The organism is Janthinobacterium sp. GW458P (genome assembly GCF_002127585.1).
GTDB lineage: Bacteria > Pseudomonadota > Gammaproteobacteria > Burkholderiales > Burkholderiaceae_D > Janthinobacterium.
Genome location: NZ_NEGZ01000035.1, coordinates 1 through 19,072 on the forward strand (window position 1 = coordinate 1; position 19,072 = coordinate 19,072).

Consider the following 19,072-nt stretch of genomic DNA (forward strand, 5'->3'; position numbering starts at 1 on the left):
AGCTTGCGCGGCCGGTGCAGGCGCGGCGGCGGGGGCAGCGCCACCGGTCGTTTCCACGACCAGTACCAAGCTACCCTTGGCGACCTTGTCGCCGACCTTGACCTTCAATTCTTTCACGACACCGGCGTGGCTCGACGGGATTTCCATGCTGGCCTTGTCCGATTCGACCGTCAGCAGCGACTGGTCGACCTTGATCGTGTCGCCCACCTTGACCATCAGCTCGATGACTTCGACTTCCTTGAAGTCGCCGATATCGGGCACGGTCACGTCGACCAGGGCCGGCGCGCCGGCAGGGGCGGCGGGTGCCGGCGCGGCCGCAGGAGCGGCGGCGGGGGCGGCTTCAGCGGCAGGTGCCGGGGCGGCAGCGGCGGCTGGCGCAGGGGCCGAGGCGTCGTCCGCCACTTCCAGCAGCAGGACCAGCGAGCCTTCGGCGATCTTGTCGCCCACGTTGACTTTCAATTCCTTGACGACACCGGCGTGGCTCGATGGAATTTCCATGCTGGCCTTGTCCGATTCGACCGTGATGAGGGACTGGTCGACCTTGACCGTGTCGCCTGGCTTGACCATCAGTTCAATGATCTCGACTTCCTTGAAATCGCCGATATCCGGGACTTTGACTTCCACAATGCTCATAGCTTGCTCCGTTATTTTATTTGTCAGATGGACCCGCACACACGCCAGGGCGGCACTTTCGCACCGCCCTGGCATCATCGGGTCCGCACAACGATTACTGGGTCACCGGATTCGGTTTGTTCGCGTCGATGCCGTACTTGGCGATCGCCTGCTCCACCACCGACACGTCGATCTTGCCTTCGTCAGCCAGCGATTTGAGCGCGGCCACGGTGACATAATAACGGTTCACTTCGAAGAACTCGCGCAGCTTGGCGCGGCTGTCCGAGCGGCCAAAGCCATCGGTACCGAGCACTTTGTAGGTGCGGCCCTTCGGCATGAAGGCGCGGATCTGTTCTGCAAATGCGCGCATGTAGTCGGTCGTGGCGACGATCGGGCCGTCCGTGTCCTGCATCAGCGACGTCACGTACGGCACGCGCTGCTGTTTCGACGGGTTGACCATGTTCCAGCGTTCCGCATCCTGGCCATCGCGGGCCACCAGGGTCAGCGACGGCGCCGACCACACGTCCGCGGCCACGCCCCAGTCGTTTTCCAGCAATTCGGCGGCGAAGATCGATTCGCGCAGGATGGTGCCGCAACCGATCAGCTGTACGCGCAGCTTGGCGTCCGCCTTGCCTTCTTGCAACTTATACATGCCTTTCAGGATGCCTTCTTCCTGGCCCGGCTTGATGCCTGGCTGGGCATAGTTTTCGTTCATGATCGTGATGTAGTAGAACACATCTTCCTGGTTGGCGATCATGCGGCGCAGGCCGTCCTGGATGATGACGGCGACTTCATGGCTGAAGGTCGGGTCGTACGGCATGCAGGTCGGGATGGTGGCGGCGAAGATATGGCTGTGGCCATCTTCGTGCTGCAAGCCTTCGCCGTTCAGCGTCGTGCGGCCGGCCGTGCCGCCCATCAGGAAACCGCGGGCGCGCATGTCGGCCGAAGCCCATACCTGGTCGCCGATGCGCTGGAAGCCGAACATCGAGTAGAAGGTGTAGAACGGGATCATGATGCGGTCGTTGGTCGAGTACGACGTCGCCGCGGCGATCCACGAGCTCATGCCGCCCGCTTCGTTGATGCCTTCCTGCAGGATCTGGCCGGCCTTGTCTTCGCGGTAGTACATCACCTGGTCCTTGTCGACCGGCTCGTACAACTGGCCTTTCGGGTTGTAGATGCCGATCTGGCGGAACAGGCCTTCCATGCCGAAGGTACGCGATTCATCGACCAGGATAGGCACGACGCGCTGGCCCAGGTTCGGGTCTTTCAGCAGGGTCGAAATGACGCGCACGAACGCTTGCGTGGTCGAGATTTCGCGGCCTTCCGGCGTCGCTTCCAGCACGTTCTTGAACGCGTCCAGGCCAGGCACGGGCAGGGTCTCTTCCGACTTCTGGCGGCGCTGCGGCAGGTAGCCACCCAGGGCCTTGCGGCGCTCGTGCAGGTAGAGCATTTCCGGCGCGTCGTCGGCAGGCTTGAAGAACGGGATGTCGGCCAGCTTGTCGTCGGGGATAGGCAGCGAGAAGCGGTCGCGCATTTCACGGATGGCTTCGTCGTCCAGTTTTTTCGTCTGGTGCGCCGTGTTGCGCGCTTCGCCGGACTTGCCCATGCCGTATCCCTTGATGGTCTTCACCAGCAGGACGGTAGGCTGGCCCTTGTGTTCCTGGGCGATCTTGAAGGCCGCGTAGATCTTGTGCGGATCGTGGCCGCCGCGGGTCAGGCGCCAGATGTCGTCGTCGCTCATGTTGGCAACCATTTCCAGCAGCTTCGGATGCTTGCCGAAGAAGTGCTTGCGCACGTAGGCGCCATCCTTGGCCTTGTAGTTCTGATATTCGCCGTCGACGGTTTCCATCATCACGCGCTGCAGGATGCCTTCCTTGTCTTGCGCCAGCAGGGCGTCCCAGCCCGGACCCCAGATGACCTTGACGACGTTCCAGCCGGCGCCGCGGAATTCGCCTTCCAGCTCCTGGATGATCTTGGTGTTGCCGCGCACGGGGCCGTCCAGACGCTGCAGGTTGCAGTTGACCACGATGACCAGATTGTCGAGCATGTCGCGCGCGGCCAGGCCGATCGCGCCCAGGGATTCCGGCTCGTCCATCTCGCCATCGCCGCAGAAGGCCCAGATCTTGCGGTTGTCGGTCTTGGCGATGCCGCGTGCGTGCAGGTATTTCAGGAAGCGCGCCTGGTAGATCGCCATGTGCGGGCCCAGGCCCATCGACACGGTCGGGAACTGCCAGAAGTCAGGCATCAATTTCGGATGCGGGTAGGAGGACAGGCCCTTGCCGTCAACTTCCTTGCGGAAGTTCAGCATTTGCTCTTCCGTCAAGCGGCCTTCGAGGAAGGCGCGCGCGTAGACGCCGGGCGAGGAGTGGCCCTGGATGTACAGCAGGTCGCCGCCGTGGTCGGCCGTCGGCGCGTGCCAGAAATGGTTGAAGCCGATGCCCAGCATGTTCGCCAGCGAGGCGAACGAGGACAAGTGGCCGCCCAGGTCGCCGTCGGCGCGGTTGGCCTTGACCACCATGGCCATGGCGTTCCAGCGCATCCACGAGCGCAGGCGCTCTTCGTATTCCAGGTTGCCGGGGCAGTGTGCTTCTTGTTTGGTGGGGATGGTATTGACGTAGGCGGTGGTGCTGGAGAACGGGATCTGGGCGCCACGGCGGCGGGCCAGGTCAACCATGCGCTCCATCAGGTAATGCGCGCGTTCCGGACCTTCATTTTCCAGCACGGCTTCGAGCGCGTCCAGCCACTCCTTGGTTTCCTGCATGTCCGGGTCGGTGCCGATCTGTGTCGTTACCTGGTTCAGTTGAGCTGACATCTGTTGAGTCTCCTTTGTGAGCGCCCCACCCCGATTTTCCGGATCGCTGTCGGACGGTATTTCGCTGATTATTTACTATTAAGATGGATTAGTGTGAGGATTCTAACAGCGTATTTAGTATTTTTCAAATTACGATATAGCATTTCATATAGTGAAATTACCCCATGAAATTTATGCTGCACTGCCGCAAATTCTGTGCGGAAATTAGGGTGAGCAGAGTGGCAAATAACGCCGAAACCGGGAAACTTGCATGCCCTGGCTGCCCCTGCCCTAAGAGCACATCAACAAACCAACTTAAAACCCCGGTCGCCCGCACAGGCTCCCCGGGCCAAGCGGGCCTGAAAAATGTCGGGGGCCAGGCGCAGCGACGCAGACAGTACGCCAGTACGGCAAGGAGCTGCAACGCCGCCATCGGCATTTTCTCAGGCCCGCGTCTCCGGCCCGCTTTTAGCACATCAACAAACCAAATTAAAACCCCGGTCACCCGCACAGGCTCCCCGGGCCAAGCGGGCCTGAAAAATGTCGAGGGCCAGGCGCAGCGACGCAGACAGTACGCCAGTACGGCAAGGAGCTGCAACGCCGCCATCGGCATTTTCTCAGGCCCGCGTCTCCGGCCCGCTGTTGTTAAGCCTTGCGCTTATAAATGCATAGCACTGCTTAACTTAGCGGCACTGGCGCCAAAACCGCCCCTTTGCGCCGCCCGGCTTTATAATCTGTCTTTTCCTTCCCACACAGCCTCCCTACCATGCCAGCACAACTGATCGACGGAATCGCCCTCTCCCAAAAACTGCGCAGCGAGATCGCCACGCGCGCCGCCGCCCTCACGGCCAAGGGCACCCAACCCGGCCTGGCCGTGATCCTCGTCGGCGAAGACCCGGCCAGCCAGGTGTACGTGCGCAACAAGGTCAAGGCGTGCGGCGACGTGGGTTTCCACTCGGTGCTGGAAAAATATGAAGCGGACCTGTCAGAAGCCGACTTGCTGGCGCGCATCGCCAGCCTGAACGCCGATCCCGCCATCCACGGCATCCTCGTGCAGATGCCCTTGCCCAAGCACATCAACCCGCACAAGGTCATCGAAGCGATCGCCACGACGAAAGACGTGGACGGCTATTCGGTCCTGAGCGCCGGCGAACTGATGACGGGCTTGCCCGGCTTCCGCCCTTGCACGCCGTATGGCTGCATGAAACTGATCGAAAGCACGGGCGTCGACCTGCGCGGCAAGCACGCCGTCGTCATCGGCCGCAGCAACACCGTCGGCAAGCCGATGGCCCTGCTGCTCTTGCAAGCGAACGCTACCGTCACCATCTGCCATAGTGCGACGCCGGACCTGGGCCTGTACACGCGCCAGGCGGACGTGGTCGTGGCCGCCGTCGGCCGCCGCAACACCCTGACGGCCGACATGGTCAAACCGGGCGCCATCGTCATCGACGTGGGCATGAACCGCGACGATGAAGGCAAGCTGTGCGGCGACGTGGATTTTGCCGGCGTGAAAGAAATCGCCTCCCACATCACCCCGGTACCGGGTGGCGTGGGTCCGATGACGATCACCATGTTATTGATGAACACAGTAGAGGCTGCCGAGCGCATCTAAAGAATCACCCCGGGGCGGCATTGCCGCCTTATTAATATGGAACCGACGATGAACACCAATCCCCTGCTTGATTTTTCCGGACTGCCACGCTTCGATGCGATCACGCACGAGCATGTCACGCCTGCCATCGACACCCTCTTGGTCCAGGCGCGCGCCACGGTGGCGCGGCTGGAAGCGCCCGTGGAAGAAGTGAGCTGGGACAACTTCGTCGCGCCCCAGGACCAGATCGCCGAAACCCTGGGCCGCGCCTGGAGCATCGTCAACCACCTGAACAGCGTGGTCGACACGCCCGAGCTGCGCGCCGCCTACAATGCCAACCTGCCTAAAGTGACGGAATTCTGGACCGAGCTGGGCCAAAATGAAGTGCTGTTCGGCAAATACAAGCAGCTGCAGGCCAGCGCCGCTTTCGCCAGCCTGTCGCCGGCGCGCCGGCGCATCGTCGACAACGCCGTGCGCGACTTCCGCCTGGGCGGCGCCGAATTGCCCGAGGACAAGAAAGAGCGCTTCGGCGCCATCCAGGAAGAACACGCGGCCGTCGCTACGCGGTTTTCCGAAAATGTGCTCGACGCCACCAATGACTACAAGTTGCTGGTCGACAATGAAGCTGAGCTGGCCGGCCTGCCCGACGACGTGAAGGCCGCCGCGCGCGCCGCCGCCGACAAGGCCGGCAAGCCAGGCTATGAATTCTCGCTGCACTTCCCGTCCTATTACCCGATCCTGCAATTTGCCGACAAGCGCGCGCTGCGCGAAACCATCTACCGCGCCAACGCCACCAAGGCATCGGACCAGGGCGAGGTCTTCAGCAAGAAAGAGGACTGGGACAACACGCAAAACATCGTCACCTTGTTGCGGCTGCGCAACGAAGAGGCACAGCTGCTCGGCTACGCCAATTTCGCCGAAGTGTCGCTCGTCTCCAAGATGGCCACCTCGCCGGCGCAAGTCATCGCCTTCCTGGAAGACCTGGCCAAGCGCGCGCGTCCGTTCGCCGAGAAGGACCTGGCCGAACTGCAACAATTCGCCCGGGAAGAGCTGGGCATCGCCGAGCTGCAGGCGTGGGACGTGCCGTACGCCTCCGAAAAGCTGCAGGAACGCCGCTACGCGTTCTCGGCCCAGGAAGTCAAACAGTATTTCCCTGAACACAAGGTGATCGACGGCCTGTTCCGCCAGATCCAGAACCTGTTCGCGGTCGAGATCAAGCCCGATACGGCGCCCGTCTGGCACCCGGACGTGCGTTTTTACCGCATCGAGCGCGACGGCCAGCTGGTCGGCCAGTTCTACCTGGACCTGTATGCGCGCGCGGGCAAGAGCGACGGTGCCTGGATGGACGACGCGCGCGGCCGCCGCGCCGACGCACAGCACGTGCAAACGCCGATCGCCTACCTGACCTGCAATTTCACGGAACCGGCCGTGGTCGACGGCAAGGCACAGCCTGCCCTGTTCACGCACGATGAAGTCATCACCCTGTTCCACGAGTTCGGCCACGGCCTGCACCATATGCTGACCGTCGTCGACGAGCTGGGCGTGTCGGGCATTGCCGGCGTCGAATGGGATGCCGTGGAACTGCCGTCGCAATTCATGGAGAACTTCTGCTGGGAATGGGAAGTGCTTGAACACATGACAGCGCACGCCGTCACGGGCGAGCCGCTGCCGCGCGCGCTGTACGACAAGATGCTGGCGGCCAAGAATTTCCAGTCCGGCCTGCAAACCCTGCGCCAGGTGGAATTTTCCTTGCTCGACATGCATCTGCACTATGACTACGATGCCGGCACTGGCCAGACTGTGCAGCAGCTGATCGACGGTGTGCGCGCCAAATTCGCGCTGATCATCCCGCCCGCCTTCAACCGCTTCCAGAATTCCTTCGGGCATATCTTCTCCGGCGGCTACGCGGCCGGCTACTACAGCTACAAATGGGCCGAGGTGCTGTCCGCCGACGCCTATGCAGCCTTCGAGGAAGCCCGCGCGCTGGGACCGGCAGCCACCACGGCGGCGGGCAAGCGTTACCTGCAGGAAATCCTGTCCGTCGGCGGCTCGCGCCCCGCGCTGGAATCGTTCACGGCCTTCCGCGGCCGCGAACCGTCGATCGACGCCCTGCTGCGCCACAGCGGCATGGCCGCCTGAGGGACGACATGACGCGCGTCGATTTTCATACGAATGTGCCGGACAAGCTGGCCTACGCCTGCCGCCTGGCGCGCAAGGCCTATATGGCCGGCAACAAGGTCGTCGTGCTGGCGCAAGACGGCGCCCAGCTCGACGCCCTGAACACGGCCATGTGGACTATTTCCGCCACGGATTTCCTGCCCCACGTGCTGGCCGGCGACCCGCTGGCTGCGCAAACGCCCATCATCCTGACCGATGACGCGGCGGCCGGGCTGCCGCACCACGACATCCTCGTCAACCTGTCGCAGTTGCCACCCGCCAATTACGCCGATTTCCAGCGCGTCTTCGAAATCGTTTCCATGGATGAGCACGATGCGCAGGCGGGCCGCCAGCGTTTCATGCACTACCGCCAGCAAGACGTGCAACCGACGCATTTCGTGGCGGCTAAAGCATGAACCAGCCCCCCTTCGACCAGGGCATCCCCGTGCTGACGGAAGTGCTGCTGGGGCCGGATGAGCCGCCGGCGGCGGCCGTCGCCCTGCCAGCGCCTGTTGCCGAGGCAGCGCCGGTCGCGCCGCCCGGCAACGTGCCGCCCGACTGGGACGCCATCGAACAGCGGCTAACGCAGCGCATCCTGCATCAAGTGCAAGGCAAGATCGATCATCTGCTGGAAGAACGCATCGCCCACGTCCTGCAGACGGCCTTGCAGAACGCCCTGATCGGCATGCGCGGCGCCCTGCGCGCAGACTTGCAGCAGTCGCTGGAACAGATCGTGGCCCATGCGGTCAGCCATGAGCTCGGTCACCTGCATCCGCCTGCGCAGTAATCAAGCCACTTCCCCCCCTGACAGCGAATTGCCGGGGTCGGCCCCTGAGGGTCCGTCCCCGGTCCTTGCCGCTGGGTTAATGCCGGCATTCCTACACCCTTCCCCTTCGCAACGCCATTCTTTGGTGCACTCGCGCCCATAAAATCGGTGCATCGCGCCTCACTTTGGTGATTGTTGCGACAAAATGCAAAAAGCCCGAAATGCGGCTTTGCGCCGCCTGTTTTTTGTTGTACCTTTCCTCACACGTACCGCCATTCGAAGCGGTTTCACGAGACGCCGCCGTATCTTTATCCATTGGAGAATGTTTATGCTGCTCAAGACCAAAGTCCTTCCAGTCGCCCTTGCCCTCGCTTTTGCCGGTCACGCGGGCGCGCAGGAAATCATCAAGATAGGCCACGTCGCGCCGGTCTCTGGCGCCAGCTCCCACCTGGGCAAGGATAATGAAAACGCGGCCAAGATGGCCATCGAGGACTTGAACGCCAAAGGCTTCAAGATCGACGGCAAAGTCGTGAAATTCGTGCTGTTGCCCGAAGATGACGCGGCCGATCCGAAACAGGGCACGGCCGTGGCGCAAAAGCTGGTCGACGCCAAGGTCAACGGCGTGGTCGGCCACCTGAATTCGGGCACGACGATACCGGCTTCGCGCATTTACTTCAATGCCGGCATCCCGCAGATTTCGCCGGCCGCCACCAACCCGACCTATACCCAGCAGAAATTCAACACGGCCTTCCGCGTCGTCGCCAATGACAACAAGCTGGGGGGAACTTTGGGCGCGTATGCCGTCGGCAAGCTGCAGGCGAAGAAAATCGCCGTCATCGACGACCGCACGGCTTACGGCCAGGGCGTGGCGGAACAGTTCGTCAAGGGCGCCAAGAAAGCGGCGCCAGGCGTGCAAATTGTCGGCAAGGAATTTACCAATGCCAACGCGACGGACTTCAACGCCATTTTGACCAGCATCAAGTCGAAGAATCCCGACCTGATCTTCTTCGGCGGCATGGATTCCGTGGGCGGCCCCATGCTGCGCCAGATGAAGGCGCTGGGCATCAAGGCCAAGTTCATGGGCGGCGACGGCCTGTGCACGGAACCGCTGGGCAAGCTGGCAGGCGACGCCGTGGGCGAAAACATGGTCACCTGCGCGGAAGCGGGCGGCGTCACGGGCGCGCAGCAAAAAGGCATGGACGATTTCCGCGCCCGCTACAAGCAGAAATACAATATGGACGTGCAACTGTACGCGCCCTATGTGTACGACGCCGTGATGACCATGGCCACCGCCATGGCCGATGCGAAATCGTCGAAACCATCCGTCTACCTGCCCTTCCTGGCCAAGGTGCACTACCAGGGCGTGACGGGGCCGATCTCGTTCGATGCCAACGGCGACATCAAGGATGGCGCGCTGACCCTGTTCACCTACAGGGATGGCAAGAAGACCAAGATGGAAGTGGTCAAGTAAGCGATTGGCTGGCAACGTAAACGCGTAAACCCTCGGCCAGCGCGTCGAAGGTGGCGCGGCAGCGCAGGCTGCCGCGCAAGTCTGCATGCATGGTGACCCAGGTTTCCATGGGCAGCGAAAACGCTTGCGGCAGCACGCGCCGCAGGGCCGGATCGCGCGCCGCCAAGCCCGCCTGGCACACGCCGATGCCCGCGCCCGCGCGTATCAGGGCCAGCTGCGCCAGGTCGCTGTCGCTGCGCCAGGCAAAATGTTCCCGCGTCAATCCCTGGAAGGCCGGTCCCGCGTTGCGCACGAAGGGACTCGCCTCGTCATAGCCGATGATGGCGTGTTGCGCCAGATCAAGCAACTCAGCCGGCGTGCCATGGCGCGCCAGGTAATCCGCATGCGCATGCAGGCCCAGTTCGATATTGCCCACCTTGCGCGCCACCAGCTGTTCCTGGCGGGGACGCAGCATGCGCACGGCGATGTCCGCCTCGCGGCGCAGCAAATCGTGCACCTTGTTGCTCAACACTAATTCAATGGTCAGGCCAGGGTGGCGCTCGCGCAGGCCTGCCAGTATGCCCGGCAATACCTCCACGCCCACCACTTCGCTGGCCGAGATGCGCACGACGCCAGACACGCCCTGCCCCTGGCTGCTGGCCGCCCGCTCCATCAGGGCCGCCGTGTGCGCCATCGCTTCCGCATGGGGCCGCAGCGCCAGGGCCACTTCCGTGGGCAGCAAGCCCAGCTGGGAGCGCGTGAACAGCGTCACGCCCAGCTCCTGTTCCAGGGCGGCGATATGCCGCCCGACGGTGGGCTGCGTGATGCCCAGCGCGCGGGCGGCGCCGGACAGGGAGCCGTGCCTGAGCACGGCCAGCAGCGAACGGTAATATTCCCAGGCGATTGGAGTAGTCATACATAAATGTATAGCCTCTGCTCGATGTTCGTCAATTCCCAACCAGCATTGCGGGGCAGATACTGATGCCATCAACCACAGGGAGGCCATGATGGAAAACACGAAAACGGTATTGGTGCTGGGCGCAACAGGCGGCATCGGCGGCGAAATGCTGCGCCAGCTGCTGGCGGCGGGCTGGCGGGTGCGCGCCCTGCAGCGGGGAGAAACACCGTCGCCACGCGGCGACGGCATTGAATGGCTGCGCGGCGACGCGCTGTCGCGCACGGACGTGCTGGCGGCCGCCAGGGGCTGCGCCGTCATCGTGCACGCCGTCAACCCGCCCGGCTACCGCAACTGGGGCCAGCTGGTGCTGCCCATGCTGGACAACACGATCGCCGCTGCCATCGCCGAGGGCGCCACCATCGTGCTGCCCGGCACCGTCTACAACTTCGGCCCCGACGCCTTCCCCGCGCCGCACGATTTGCTGGCGGAAGACGCGCCGCAGCGCCCGCTCACGCGCAAGGGCGCCATCCGCGTGGAAATGGAAGCACGGCTGGAACGGGCCAGCACGCGGGGCGCCAGGGTGCTGATCGTGCGCGCGGGCGACTTTTTCGGCCCCCGCGCCGGCAATAACTGGTTTTCGCAGGGCCTCGTCAAGGCGGGCCGGCCCGTGCGCCGCATCCTGTATCCGGGCGCGCCCGGCGTCGGCCACCAGTGGTCCTACCTGCCGGACGTGGCGCGCACCATGGTGCAGTTGCTGGACGTACGCGGCACGTTGCCGGCATTTGCGCGCTTTCACATGGCCGGCCACTGGGACCACGACGGCCGCCAGATGACCGGCGCGATTGCCCGCGTGACGGAGCTGGCCACGGGCGTGCCGCCCGCTGTCCGGCGCTTCCCGTGGTGGCTGGCGACCCTGGCGTCGCCGTTCGTGGCGACCCTGCGCGAAATGCGCGAGATGCGCTACCTGTGGCGAACGCCCTTGCCCATGGACAATACGCAACTGCTGGCCGTGCTGGGCAGGGAAGCCCATACGCCCCTCGATGAGGCCGTAAAAGCCACCCTGGAAGGGATGGGCAACCTGAACGTGACAGGCAAAAAAAACGCGCCGGGATTGCCGGCGCGCTGATTGCGGTGTTACAGGTGCCGCGGCACAGATTATTTCTGTGCCAGCACCCATTTCACGAGCGTGCGGGCTTCCGCCTCGCTCACTTGCGGGTTCGCTGGCATCGGGATCGCGCCCCAGGTGCCGGAACCGCCCTTCATGACTTTCGCCACGAGCTTGGCTTCCGCGTCTTTTTGACCGGCATACTTGGCCGCCACGTCTTTATACGCAGGACCCACCAGTTTCGTGCTGACCGCGTGGCAAGCCATGCAATTCTTGGCTTTCGCCAAATCAGGATTGGCCAACGCTGCTTGCGATGCCAGAGCCGAAACGGCCAATACACTCACCAACATAAAACGTTTCATTGTCTTTTCTCCAAAGTTACTTCCTGCGGCATTTTACTGTGTTTCCGCAGATGCACCACGAGCCCAGATCAAGCGTTTCAATGTAGTAACGCAATATAGTCAGGAGGCATAGCTATTCTGCCCCATCTGCACGCCCATGACCATGTTGTTTGTAAGGCGATGTAACGACAGCCGGCCCCGCGCAGTGGATCAGGGCCGGCTGTCTTACCTGCGCAACAGATCAGCGCTTCTTCAGCTGCGACAGGTCGCGCACGGCGCCGCGGTCGGCCGACGTCGTCAGCGCCGCATAGGCCTGCAGTGCCTGCGATACGTAACGGTCGCGGTTGACGGGCAGCCAGGCGGCGTCGCCCTTCGCTTCCATGGCGGCGCGGCGCGCGGCCAGGTCAAGGTCCGTCACGCGCAGGTTGATGCGGCGCGCGGGGATGTCGATGTCGATGAAGTCGCCCTCTTCCACCAGGCCGATGGCGCCCCCTTCGGCCGCTTCCGGCGAGGCGTGGCCGATCACCAGGCCCGATGAACCGCCCGAGAAGCGCCCGTCCGTGAACAGCGCGCACGCCTTGCCCAGGCCCTTCGACTTGATGTAGGACGTCGGGTACAGCATTTCCTGCATGCCGGGACCGCCTTTCGGGCCTTCGTAGCGGATGATGACGACGTCGCCCTCGTGCACGGTGTCTTCCAGGATGGCAGCAACGGCCGCATCCTGGCTTTCGAACACGCGCGCCTTGCCCGAGAATGTCAAAATGCTTTCGTCGACGCCCGCCGTCTTGACGATGCAGCCTTTTTCCGCCAGGTTGCCGTACAAGACGGCCAGGCCGCCGTCCTGCGAGTACGCATGGGCCCTGTCGCGGATGCAGCCCGTGCTGCGGTCCTTGTCGACGGCGGCGAAGCGCTCCGACTGCGAAAACGCCGTCTGCGTCGGCACGCCGCCCGGCGCGGCGCGGAACAGTTCATGCACGGCAGGGTTGTCGGTGCACATGATGTCGTTTTGCGCGATGGCGTCGGCCATCGTGGCCGCGTGGATCGTCGGCAGGGTGGTGTCGAGCAGGCCGGCGCGCGCCAGTTCGCCCAGGATGCCCACGATGCCGCCGGCGCGGTGCACGTCCTCGATATGGTATTTGTCCGTCATCGGCGCGACCTTGCACAGGCAGGGCACCTTGCGCGAAATGCGGTCGATGTCGGCCATCGTGAATGCCACTTCCGCCTCGTGCGCGGCGGCAAGCAGGTGCAGCACGGTGTTGGTCGAACCGCCCATGGAGACGTCGAGCGCCATGGCGTTTTCAAACGCCGCCTTGGTGGCGATCGAGCGTGGCAGCACGGTGTAATCGTCCTGCTCGTAGTGGCGCTTGGCCAGTTCCACGATCAGACGGCCCGCGCGCAGGAACAGCTGCTGGCGGTCCGAGTGCGTGGCCAGAATCGTGCCGTTGCCGGGCAGCGCCAGGCCCAGCGCCTCGGTCAGGCAGTTCATCGAGTTGGCCGTAAACATGCCGGAGCAGGAACCGCAGGTGGGGCAGGCCGAGCGCTCGATCTCGGCCACGTCGGCGTCGGACACGCTGCTGTCGCCGGCCTTGATCATGGCGTCGACCAGGTCCAGCTTGATGATCTTTTGCGCGCCGTTGACCACCTTGACGACCTTGCCCGCTTCCATCGGCCCGCCGGAAATAAACACGACGGGGATGTTGATGCGCATGGCGGCCATCAGCATGCCCGGCGTGATCTTGTCGCAGTTCGAGATGCAGACCATGGCGTCGGCGCAGTGGGCGTTGACCATGTATTCGACGGAATCGGCGATCAGGTCGCGCGAGGGCAGCGAATACAGCATGCCGCCGTGGCCCATGGCGATGCCGTCATCGACGGCGATGGTGTTGAATTCCTTGGCCACGCCGCCGGCCGCCTCGATCTCGCGCGCCACCATCTGTCCCAGGTCTTTCAGGTGCACGTGGCCGGGCACGAACTGGGTGAACGAGTTGACGACGGCGATGATCGGCTTGTCGAAGTCGCCGTCCTTCATGCCGGTGGCGCGCCACAGGGCGCGGGCGCCAGCCATGTTGCGGCCGTGGGTGGTGGTGCGGGAGCGGTATTGCGGCATGATGGGGTCCTTCCAACGATGATTGATGCCTGACTGCGCGGATTTTCAACAAAACCCTGCATACAGTGGGGGTACGCCAGATTGCCTTGCGCGCGCGCCACTGTCAAATATATGATGCACGCGTCTGTGAGTCGTTTTGCATATCACAGTATTCAATCTGCATGGAAACGCATATGAACCTTGAACTGCGCCAGCTGCGCTATTTCGTCACCGTCGCCGAGGAATTGCACTTCGGCCGCGCCGCCGCGCGCCTGCACATGACGCAGCCGCCCTTGTCGCAGACCATCATGGCGCTGGAAGAACAGCTGGGCGCGCCCCTGTTCGTGCGCACGCGCCGCGAGGTGCAGCTGACGCCGGCCGGCACGGCCCTGCTGCCCGAGGCGCGCCGGCTGCTGGCGCAGGCGCAGGAGCTGCCCGCGCTGGTGCGGCGCGCCGCGCAGGGCGAAGCGGGACGATTGAGCCTGGCGTTCGTCTCGACGGCCGACTACAGCGTGCTGCCGCCCCTGCTGCGCGCCTACCGCGCCGCCTGCCCGCAGGTGCAGATCCAGTTGCAGGAAGCTACCTCCGATTTACAGCTCGACGAATTGCTGGCCGGGCGCATCGATGCTGGCCTGCTGATCCCGCCCCTGCCCGACAAGGCGAAGGGCGAACTCGACTACCTGCCCGTGCTGGCCGAGCCGCTGGTGCTGGCCGCGCCGTCCGGCCTCGCCATATTGAATGCGCCCGGCCCCGTGCGCCTGCGCGACGTGCCGCCGCTGCCCCTGATCATTTTCCCGCGTGCAATATCCCCCGCCCTGCACGACGCCATCCTCGGCGTGTTCCGCGCGGCCGGCGTGACGCCGCAGATCGGCCAGGAAGCGATCCAGATGCAGACCATCGTCAGCCTCGTCTCGGCTGGCATGGGCATCGCGCTTGTGCCACAATCGGTATCGAATCTGATGCGCCCGGGCGTAGAATACAGGCCGCTGCAGGACGCCACGCCGCTGGTGGAAACGGGCCTGGCCTGGCGCCGCGACAATCCATCCGCCGTGCTGCAGGGTTTTCTGGCCCTGCTGCGCACGCAAATATGCAATACCGGTCAATTATTAAGTGGCCGCTAAGGCAAAAAACTTGCCGCAAGGTCATACTACGCAACCCAAGTTTCAAATAATGAAAGAAAACCGATGCTGATACACCCGATGCCCGACCCGATCGCCATACAAATCGGCCCGCTCGCCGTGCACTGGTACGGCCTGATGTATGTGCTGGCCTTTGCCCTGTTCATTCTCCTGGGCCGCGTGCGCATCAGGCAGCCGCATATCGCCGTGCTGGGCTGGCAGAAGGAAGACCTCGATGACATGCTGTTCTACGGCATGCTGGGCGTGGTGATCGGCGGTCGCCTGGGCGAAGTGCTGTTCTACCGCCCCGAATACTTCCTGCACAATCCGCTGGAGATCTTCATGGTCTGGCATGGCGGCATGTCCTTCCATGGCGGCTTCCTCGGCGTCATCCTGGCCATGTACCTGTGGAGCCGCAAGGCGGGCCGCAACCTGTTCGACGTGCTCGACTTCATCGCCCCGCTGGTGCCGCTCGGCTATGCCGCGGGCCGCCTGGGCAACTTCATCAATGCCGAACTGCCGGGCCGCATCGCGCCGGACACCCTGCCGTGGGCCATGCAATGGCCGGGCATTCCGTATCCCGTGCACCCGTCGCCGATCTACCAGATGCTGGTCGACGGCATTTTGGTCTTCATCATCCTGTGGCTGTTTGCGCGCAAGCAACGTCCGCGCATGGCCGTGGGCGCCATGTTCACCCTGCTGTACGGCTGCGCGCGCTTCTTCACGGAATACTTCCGCACACCGGACTGGGAAGTCGTGTGGCTGGGCGTGCCGATCACGTCGGGCCAGATGCTGTCCCTGCCGATGATCGTCGGCGCCATCGCCCTGCTCGTGTGGGCGTATAAAAGCCAGGTGATGGGCACGCCGCCCACCAAGGCGCGCGCAGCCTGAGCAACAGTTAAGCCTGTAACTTGCTTGTAATCACTTTCCATTGCGCCGGCGTCACGGGCGTGATGGACAGGCGGCTGCCCTTCTTGAGCAGCAGCATGTCTTCCAGCTCCGGCATCTGGCGCATCTCGGACAGGGGCAGCAGCGCCGTCTTCTTCAGGCCGCGCACGTCGACGCTGATCCAGCGCGGCTGTTCAGGCGTGGCTTTTGGGTCGAAATACTTGCCACCCTCTTCAAACTGGCTGTGATCGGGATACGCGCCGCTGGCCACTTCGGCCACGCCCGCCACGCCCGGCTGCGGGCAACTCGAGTGATAGAACAGCACGCCGTCGCCGACCTGCATGCCGTCGCGCATGAAGTTGCGCGCCTGGTAGTTGCGCACGCCGAACCAGGGCATGGTGTGCTGCGGCGCGGCCATCAGGTCATCGATGCTCACTTCGTCGGGTTCGGACTTCATCAGCCAGTATTGTTTCATCTAGACTCCGTATCAAAGCAACAGGCGTAAAAAAACGGTTGCGCATCAATGCTGCAACCGTTTTCAGTTGTACTACAAGCTACTGCAAATTGGGCCCCGCCTGTGCCGCTATGCCGGCATCCCGAACCAAACGGTTCAAGGTGGTCACGTTAGTTCAATTTCGGGTTCGTCGAACGAGCGACGCTCACTCCCATCAAACAAAATTCGCAACCGATGCGCATAAATGGTTCAAGGAATATATGGCAATCGCGAACACCGCAGGGTAGACCCAAGTTTACTCCTTTGAGCGCGCATCGCAAAGACAAATCGTAGCGTGCCCGCTTAAAACCCAATTAATAACACCGAACAAAGCCGTAGCGAGCGGCGATGAATTGTGGCTAAGAAGCGCAGCTGTGCTTGCACGGGGCCGCCGAGGCAGCGAGCATCGCAGGCCGCAAGTCGCGACGCGCAGCAGGTTCGGTTCGGTGTTTAAAACAGGTTTTCCTGGGGCGTCAGTGCGCTGTCCAGAACCGTGTGCATGGCCGAGATTTTCTGCTTCACTTCCAGGATCGTCAGTTCCGACAGCGGACCTTGCGGCGACTTCACGGAGAGGAACTCCGCGGCCACGCCCAGGGCGGCCAGCACGGCGATGCGGTCGTTGCCCTTGACCTTGCCCGCGTCGCGGATGGCCTTCATCTTGCTATCGAGATAAATCGCCGCTTCGCGCAGCGCGCGCTCCTCGCCGTCGCGGCACACCATGCTGTAGGACTGGCCCATGATATTGACATCGACACGCGGCATTACGCTTCCTTCTCGTTCTCGGCAATATAGGCGCCCGCTTCCGAAGCGGCTTGCTCCAGGCCAGCTTGCACCAGTTCGGGAATTTTTTCCAGCAACGCCTCCACCCGCTCCTGCGCCTCGCGCATGCGTTGCACATACAGGGCGTTCTCGGCGGCCAGCGCGGCATTGTCCTTGCGCAATTGCGCGTTTTCACGGCGCAGCGCATGGGTCATTTCGGCCAGCAGGCCTATTTTGTCGGATAATTCATTGAATTCGRAAATCATCCCGCCACTATAGGGCGGACGCTCCATGGGCGTCAATCGAATCACGCCGCTGTCACACATATTTACATCAATGCAGGTCAGTTGCCGTGAAATACACGCTTTTCCCGGCGCTTTTCGCCATCTGCACGCATCCGCCAGCGCCGCGATGGCAGCGTTTTACTCGTCGACGTAATCGGGTTCGATATCGAGTCCGCCATAGCGGTTTTCGCAAGAGCGGCGCGTCAGCGTCTGTTGGCCGCCCTTGCCGTCAAGCACCATCGTCAAGTCGCGGCAAGTACGGTGGTAACTGCCAGGTTTGGCGTCCGTCCGCGAAGGCGTCAGGCGCACTGCCAGCGGCGCCGCATTACCCAAGCCTTTGTTGCTCCACTGGCGCGTCTTGCCATCCTCTTCATCTTTCAAGGTGCGCACGGCGGCCGTCAGCAAGGATTTCTGTTCCTTTGCATTCAGCTTGGCGACCGTCACGTCGGACAGGAAGGGCGGATACACGACGGGCGCCGGGTCCTTGCCCTGCACATCCCAACGGCCGCTGTTCTGCGAACAGGTGCGGCGACTCAGGTCCTGCGACTTGTCGCCCGCCGTGACGACGAATTTCAGGTCGCGGCAGATGTGCGCCTTCAGGCTGTGTTCCGTCATGCCGGAGTTGCTGAAGTTATATGTGACCTTCACCCGCACGCCGCTGTCGCCGCCGTTGTCCCACACGTGCGCTTCCTGGTCGTCGTCATCCTTGTTGAGGTCATTGAACAGCTCATTGAGCAGCATGTCCTTTTCCAGCGGCGTCAGGGTCGCCACGGTGATTTCGTCGAGAATGGTGGGCGTTTGCGCGGCGGCATGGCCCAGGCAGGCGAGGCCGATGGCGGCGGCGCCCAGCAGGCGCAGGGCGGAACGGGAAAGTGTCAATGGCATGGTGTGCTTTCTGGCGCAGGTGGCGATATTGATATGCAATTGCAATCATCTTATCAAAGTTCATAGCAAAACCCTGTTTCCTGTGCGTACAGGAACGCCCCTCCCCTGGCGGGCATGCTAGAGTCGCGCCTGTTGCTGACGCCCGGGAAGTTGGCTTGCGCCAGCGCAAACCCTGCGTAAATGCAGGCTGCGCAGAACGTGTATGCATATCTTCCCGGTGAATAAGCCCTTGAATAAGCCCCCTACCGTCCCTATAATTAGCACTCGTTAGTAGAGAGTGCTAACAAACTCTTTCGTAGCAATCCTCAGGACATGATGGTGTATGCCGGGCAACAGCAGGGAACGCTACGCGGCGGGCGACGCCGCGATGCACCACTGCCCAGCGCCGGCATGCACACGATGACATGGGGTTTGCTTGACCGTTGCGGGCTGCCTTCAACGGCGGTCACTGACTGCACGCCTGGCGCTGTGCCAGGCATGTATTCATTTAGCAACACCTATCCATTGAACTTTAAGGAGTTTTGTATGAATCTGCGCCCATTGAACGATCGCGTCATCGTCAAACGCCTCGACCAGGAAACCAAGACTGCGTCCGGCCTCATCATTCCTGATGCAGCTGCTGAAAAACCGGATCAAGGCGAAGTCCTTGCCGTAGGCAATGGCAAGATTCTCGACGACGGCAAAGTCCGTCCTCTGGATGTCAAAGTGGGCGACCGCGTCCTGTTCGGCAAGTACGCCGGCCAAACCGTCAAAGTTGACGGCGATGAGCTGCTGGTCATGCGCGAAGAAGACATCATGGCGATCGTCGTCAAGTAATTGTTTCCACGTTGTAGACAGATACATCCCGA

18 protein-coding genes and 1 other RNA gene are annotated in these 19,072 nt (G+C 62.7%); 9 read left to right on the plus strand and 10 right to left on the minus strand.

Annotation, left to right across the window (positions count from 1 at the left end; translation table 11 throughout):
* Positions 1–633 (minus strand): biotin/lipoyl-containing protein (locus CBW50_RS18415; protein WP_301178816.1); only part of this gene is annotated, 633 nt, incomplete at its 3' end.
* A gap of 94 nt (positions 634–727) precedes the next feature.
* The gene (gene aceE, locus CBW50_RS18420; RefSeq protein ID WP_086146902.1) at positions 728–3,424 is read right to left on the minus strand and encodes a pyruvate dehydrogenase (acetyl-transferring), homodimeric type; all 2,697 of its coding nucleotides are present in this window, start codon (positions 3,422–3,424) and stop codon (positions 728–730) included.
* Between the two features lie 745 nt (positions 3,425–4,169).
* On the opposite strand from aceE, the gene folD reads away from it, so the two are divergent.
* The 5 genes from folD (at position 4,170) to CBW50_RS18445 (ending at position 9,388) form a co-directional block, all read left to right on the plus strand.
* The gene (folD, locus tag CBW50_RS18425; RefSeq protein WP_086146903.1) at positions 4,170–5,015 is read left to right on the plus strand and encodes a bifunctional methylenetetrahydrofolate dehydrogenase/methenyltetrahydrofolate cyclohydrolase FolD; all 846 of its coding nucleotides are present in this window, start codon (positions 4,170–4,172) and stop codon (positions 5,013–5,015) included.
* Between the two features lie 36 nt (positions 5,016–5,051).
* Positions 5,052–7,133 (plus strand): M3 family metallopeptidase, encoded by a 2,082-nt coding sequence (locus CBW50_RS18430; protein WP_172404806.1) that lies wholly within the window; start codon positions 5,052–5,054, stop codon positions 7,131–7,133.
* 8 nt (positions 7,134–7,141) lie between these two features.
* Positions 7,142–7,567 carry a DNA polymerase III subunit chi gene (locus CBW50_RS18435; RefSeq protein ID WP_086146905.1) on the plus strand — a complete coding sequence of 142 codons (426 nt, stop codon included), beginning with the start codon at positions 7,142–7,144 and terminating at the stop codon, positions 7,565–7,567.
* Positions 7,564–7,938, plus strand: coding sequence for a hypothetical protein (locus CBW50_RS18440; protein ID WP_086146906.1), 375 nt, complete (start codon positions 7,564–7,566; stop codon positions 7,936–7,938). Before CBW50_RS18435 ends, CBW50_RS18440 begins: the two co-directional genes overlap by 4 nt.
* Before the next feature lie 307 nt (positions 7,939–8,245).
* Positions 8,246–9,388 carry a branched-chain amino acid ABC transporter substrate-binding protein gene (locus CBW50_RS18445; RefSeq protein ID WP_086146907.1) on the plus strand — a complete coding sequence of 381 codons (1,143 nt, stop codon included), beginning with the start codon at positions 8,246–8,248 and terminating at the stop codon, positions 9,386–9,388.
* Here the strand turns inward: CBW50_RS18445 and CBW50_RS18450 are convergent.
* Positions 9,381–10,283 carry a LysR family transcriptional regulator gene (locus CBW50_RS18450; protein ID WP_086146908.1) on the minus strand — a complete coding sequence of 301 codons (903 nt, stop codon included), beginning with the start codon at positions 10,281–10,283 and terminating at the stop codon, positions 9,381–9,383. The two genes, CBW50_RS18445 and CBW50_RS18450, sit on opposite strands and share 8 nt — an antisense overlap.
* Positions 10,284–10,374: 91 nt before the next feature.
* Here CBW50_RS18450 and CBW50_RS18455 point away from each other — a divergent pair, with 91 nt between their 5' ends.
* Entirely contained in the window at positions 10,375–11,391 is a 1,017-nt protein-coding gene (locus CBW50_RS18455) for an NAD-dependent epimerase/dehydratase family protein (RefSeq protein ID WP_086146938.1), read from the plus strand.
* A gap of 29 nt (positions 11,392–11,420) precedes the next feature.
* On the opposite strand, the gene CBW50_RS18460 is transcribed toward CBW50_RS18455, so the two are convergent.
* A complete protein-coding gene (locus CBW50_RS18460) occupies positions 11,421–11,732 on the minus strand; it encodes a c-type cytochrome (RefSeq protein WP_076567973.1) in 312 nt (103 codons plus the stop codon).
* Between the two features lie 220 nt (positions 11,733–11,952).
* Positions 11,953–13,818: a dihydroxy-acid dehydratase gene (gene ilvD, locus CBW50_RS18465; protein WP_086146909.1), complete on the minus strand. Its 1,866-nt coding sequence runs from the start codon at positions 13,816–13,818 to the stop codon at positions 11,953–11,955.
* Between the two features lie 173 nt (positions 13,819–13,991).
* Between ilvD and CBW50_RS18470 the strand changes: the two genes are divergently transcribed.
* Both CBW50_RS18470 and lgt read left to right on the plus strand, forming a co-directional pair.
* Positions 13,992–14,918 carry a LysR family transcriptional regulator gene (locus CBW50_RS18470; RefSeq protein ID WP_086146939.1) on the plus strand — a complete coding sequence of 309 codons (927 nt, stop codon included), beginning with the start codon at positions 13,992–13,994 and terminating at the stop codon, positions 14,916–14,918.
* Positions 14,919–14,981: 63 nt separating this feature from the next.
* Positions 14,982–15,806 carry a prolipoprotein diacylglyceryl transferase gene (gene lgt / locus CBW50_RS18475; RefSeq protein ID WP_086146910.1) on the plus strand — a complete coding sequence of 275 codons (825 nt, stop codon included), beginning with the start codon at positions 14,982–14,984 and terminating at the stop codon, positions 15,804–15,806.
* A 7-nt stretch (positions 15,807–15,813) separates the two neighbouring features.
* On the opposite strand, the gene CBW50_RS18480 is transcribed toward lgt, so the two are convergent.
* The 5 genes from CBW50_RS18480 to CBW50_RS18500 all read right to left on the minus strand — a co-directional run bounded on the left by CBW50_RS18480 (position 15,814) and on the right by CBW50_RS18500 (position 18,224).
* Complete coding sequence (locus tag CBW50_RS18480) at positions 15,814–16,278, minus strand: EVE domain-containing protein (protein WP_086146911.1); 465 nt, start codon at positions 16,276–16,278, stop codon at positions 15,814–15,816.
* A gap of 89 nt (positions 16,279–16,367) precedes the next feature.
* A non-coding RNA gene (ssrS, locus tag CBW50_RS18485) (6S RNA) lies at positions 16,368–16,545 on the minus strand.
* Positions 16,546–16,746: 201 nt separating this feature from the next.
* On the minus strand, positions 16,747–17,058 hold the full coding sequence (locus CBW50_RS18490; RefSeq protein WP_034747344.1) for a cell division protein ZapA: 312 nt from the start codon (positions 17,056–17,058) through the stop codon (positions 16,747–16,749).
* Entirely contained in the window at positions 17,058–17,321 is a 264-nt protein-coding gene (locus tag CBW50_RS18495) for a DUF904 domain-containing protein (RefSeq protein WP_086146912.1), read from the minus strand. Before CBW50_RS18495 ends, CBW50_RS18490 begins: the two co-directional genes overlap by 1 nt.
* A gap of 156 nt (positions 17,322–17,477) precedes the next feature.
* The gene (locus CBW50_RS18500) at positions 17,478–18,224 is read right to left on the minus strand and encodes a hypothetical protein (RefSeq protein WP_139842562.1); all 747 of its coding nucleotides are present in this window, start codon (positions 18,222–18,224) and stop codon (positions 17,478–17,480) included.
* 525 nt (positions 18,225–18,749) lie between these two features.
* Here CBW50_RS18500 and groES point away from each other — a divergent pair.
* Positions 18,750–19,040, plus strand: coding sequence for a co-chaperone GroES (gene groES, locus CBW50_RS18505; RefSeq protein ID WP_010400979.1), 291 nt, complete (start codon positions 18,750–18,752; stop codon positions 19,038–19,040).
* Positions 19,041–19,072 lie beyond the last annotated feature (32 nt).

Coding starts and splice junctions, on each gene's coding strand:
- aceE (WP_086146902.1), bottom strand. CDS start 3,424: ATGTCAGCTCAACTGAACCAGGTAACGACACAGATCGGCACCGACCCG.
- ilvD (WP_086146909.1), bottom strand. CDS start 13,818: ATGCCGCAATACCGCTCCCGCACCACCACCCACGGCCGCAACATGGCT.
- CBW50_RS18460 (WP_076567973.1), bottom strand. CDS start 11,732: ATGAAACGTTTTATGTTGGTGAGTGTATTGGCCGTTTCGGCTCTGGCA.
- CBW50_RS18450 (WP_086146908.1), bottom strand. CDS start 10,283: ATGACTACTCCAATCGCCTGGGAATATTACCGTTCGCTGCTGGCCGTG.
- CBW50_RS18470 (WP_086146939.1), top strand. CDS start 13,992: ATGAACCTTGAACTGCGCCAGCTGCGCTATTTCGTCACCGTCGCCGAG.
- CBW50_RS18490 (WP_034747344.1), bottom strand. CDS start 17,058: ATGCCGCGTGTCGATGTCAATATCATGGGCCAGTCCTACAGCATGGTG.
- CBW50_RS18435 (WP_086146905.1), top strand. CDS start 7,142: ATGACGCGCGTCGATTTTCATACGAATGTGCCGGACAAGCTGGCCTAC.
- CBW50_RS18445 (WP_086146907.1), top strand. CDS start 8,246: ATGCTGCTCAAGACCAAAGTCCTTCCAGTCGCCCTTGCCCTCGCTTTT.
- lgt (WP_086146910.1), top strand. CDS start 14,982: ATGCTGATACACCCGATGCCCGACCCGATCGCCATACAAATCGGCCCG.
- CBW50_RS18430 (WP_172404806.1), top strand. CDS start 5,052: ATGGAACCGACGATGAACACCAATCCCCTGCTTGATTTTTCCGGACTG.
- groES (WP_010400979.1), top strand. CDS start 18,750: ATGAATCTGCGCCCATTGAACGATCGCGTCATCGTCAAACGCCTCGAC.
- CBW50_RS18500 (WP_139842562.1), bottom strand. CDS start 18,224: ATGCCATTGACACTTTCCCGTTCCGCCCTGCGCCTGCTGGGCGCCGCC.
- folD (WP_086146903.1), top strand. CDS start 4,170: ATGCCAGCACAACTGATCGACGGAATCGCCCTCTCCCAAAAACTGCGC.
- CBW50_RS18455 (WP_086146938.1), top strand. CDS start 10,375: ATGGAAAACACGAAAACGGTATTGGTGCTGGGCGCAACAGGCGGCATC.
- CBW50_RS18440 (WP_086146906.1), top strand. CDS start 7,564: ATGAACCAGCCCCCCTTCGACCAGGGCATCCCCGTGCTGACGGAAGTG.
- CBW50_RS18480 (WP_086146911.1), bottom strand. CDS start 16,278: ATGAAACAATACTGGCTGATGAAGTCCGAACCCGACGAAGTGAGCATC.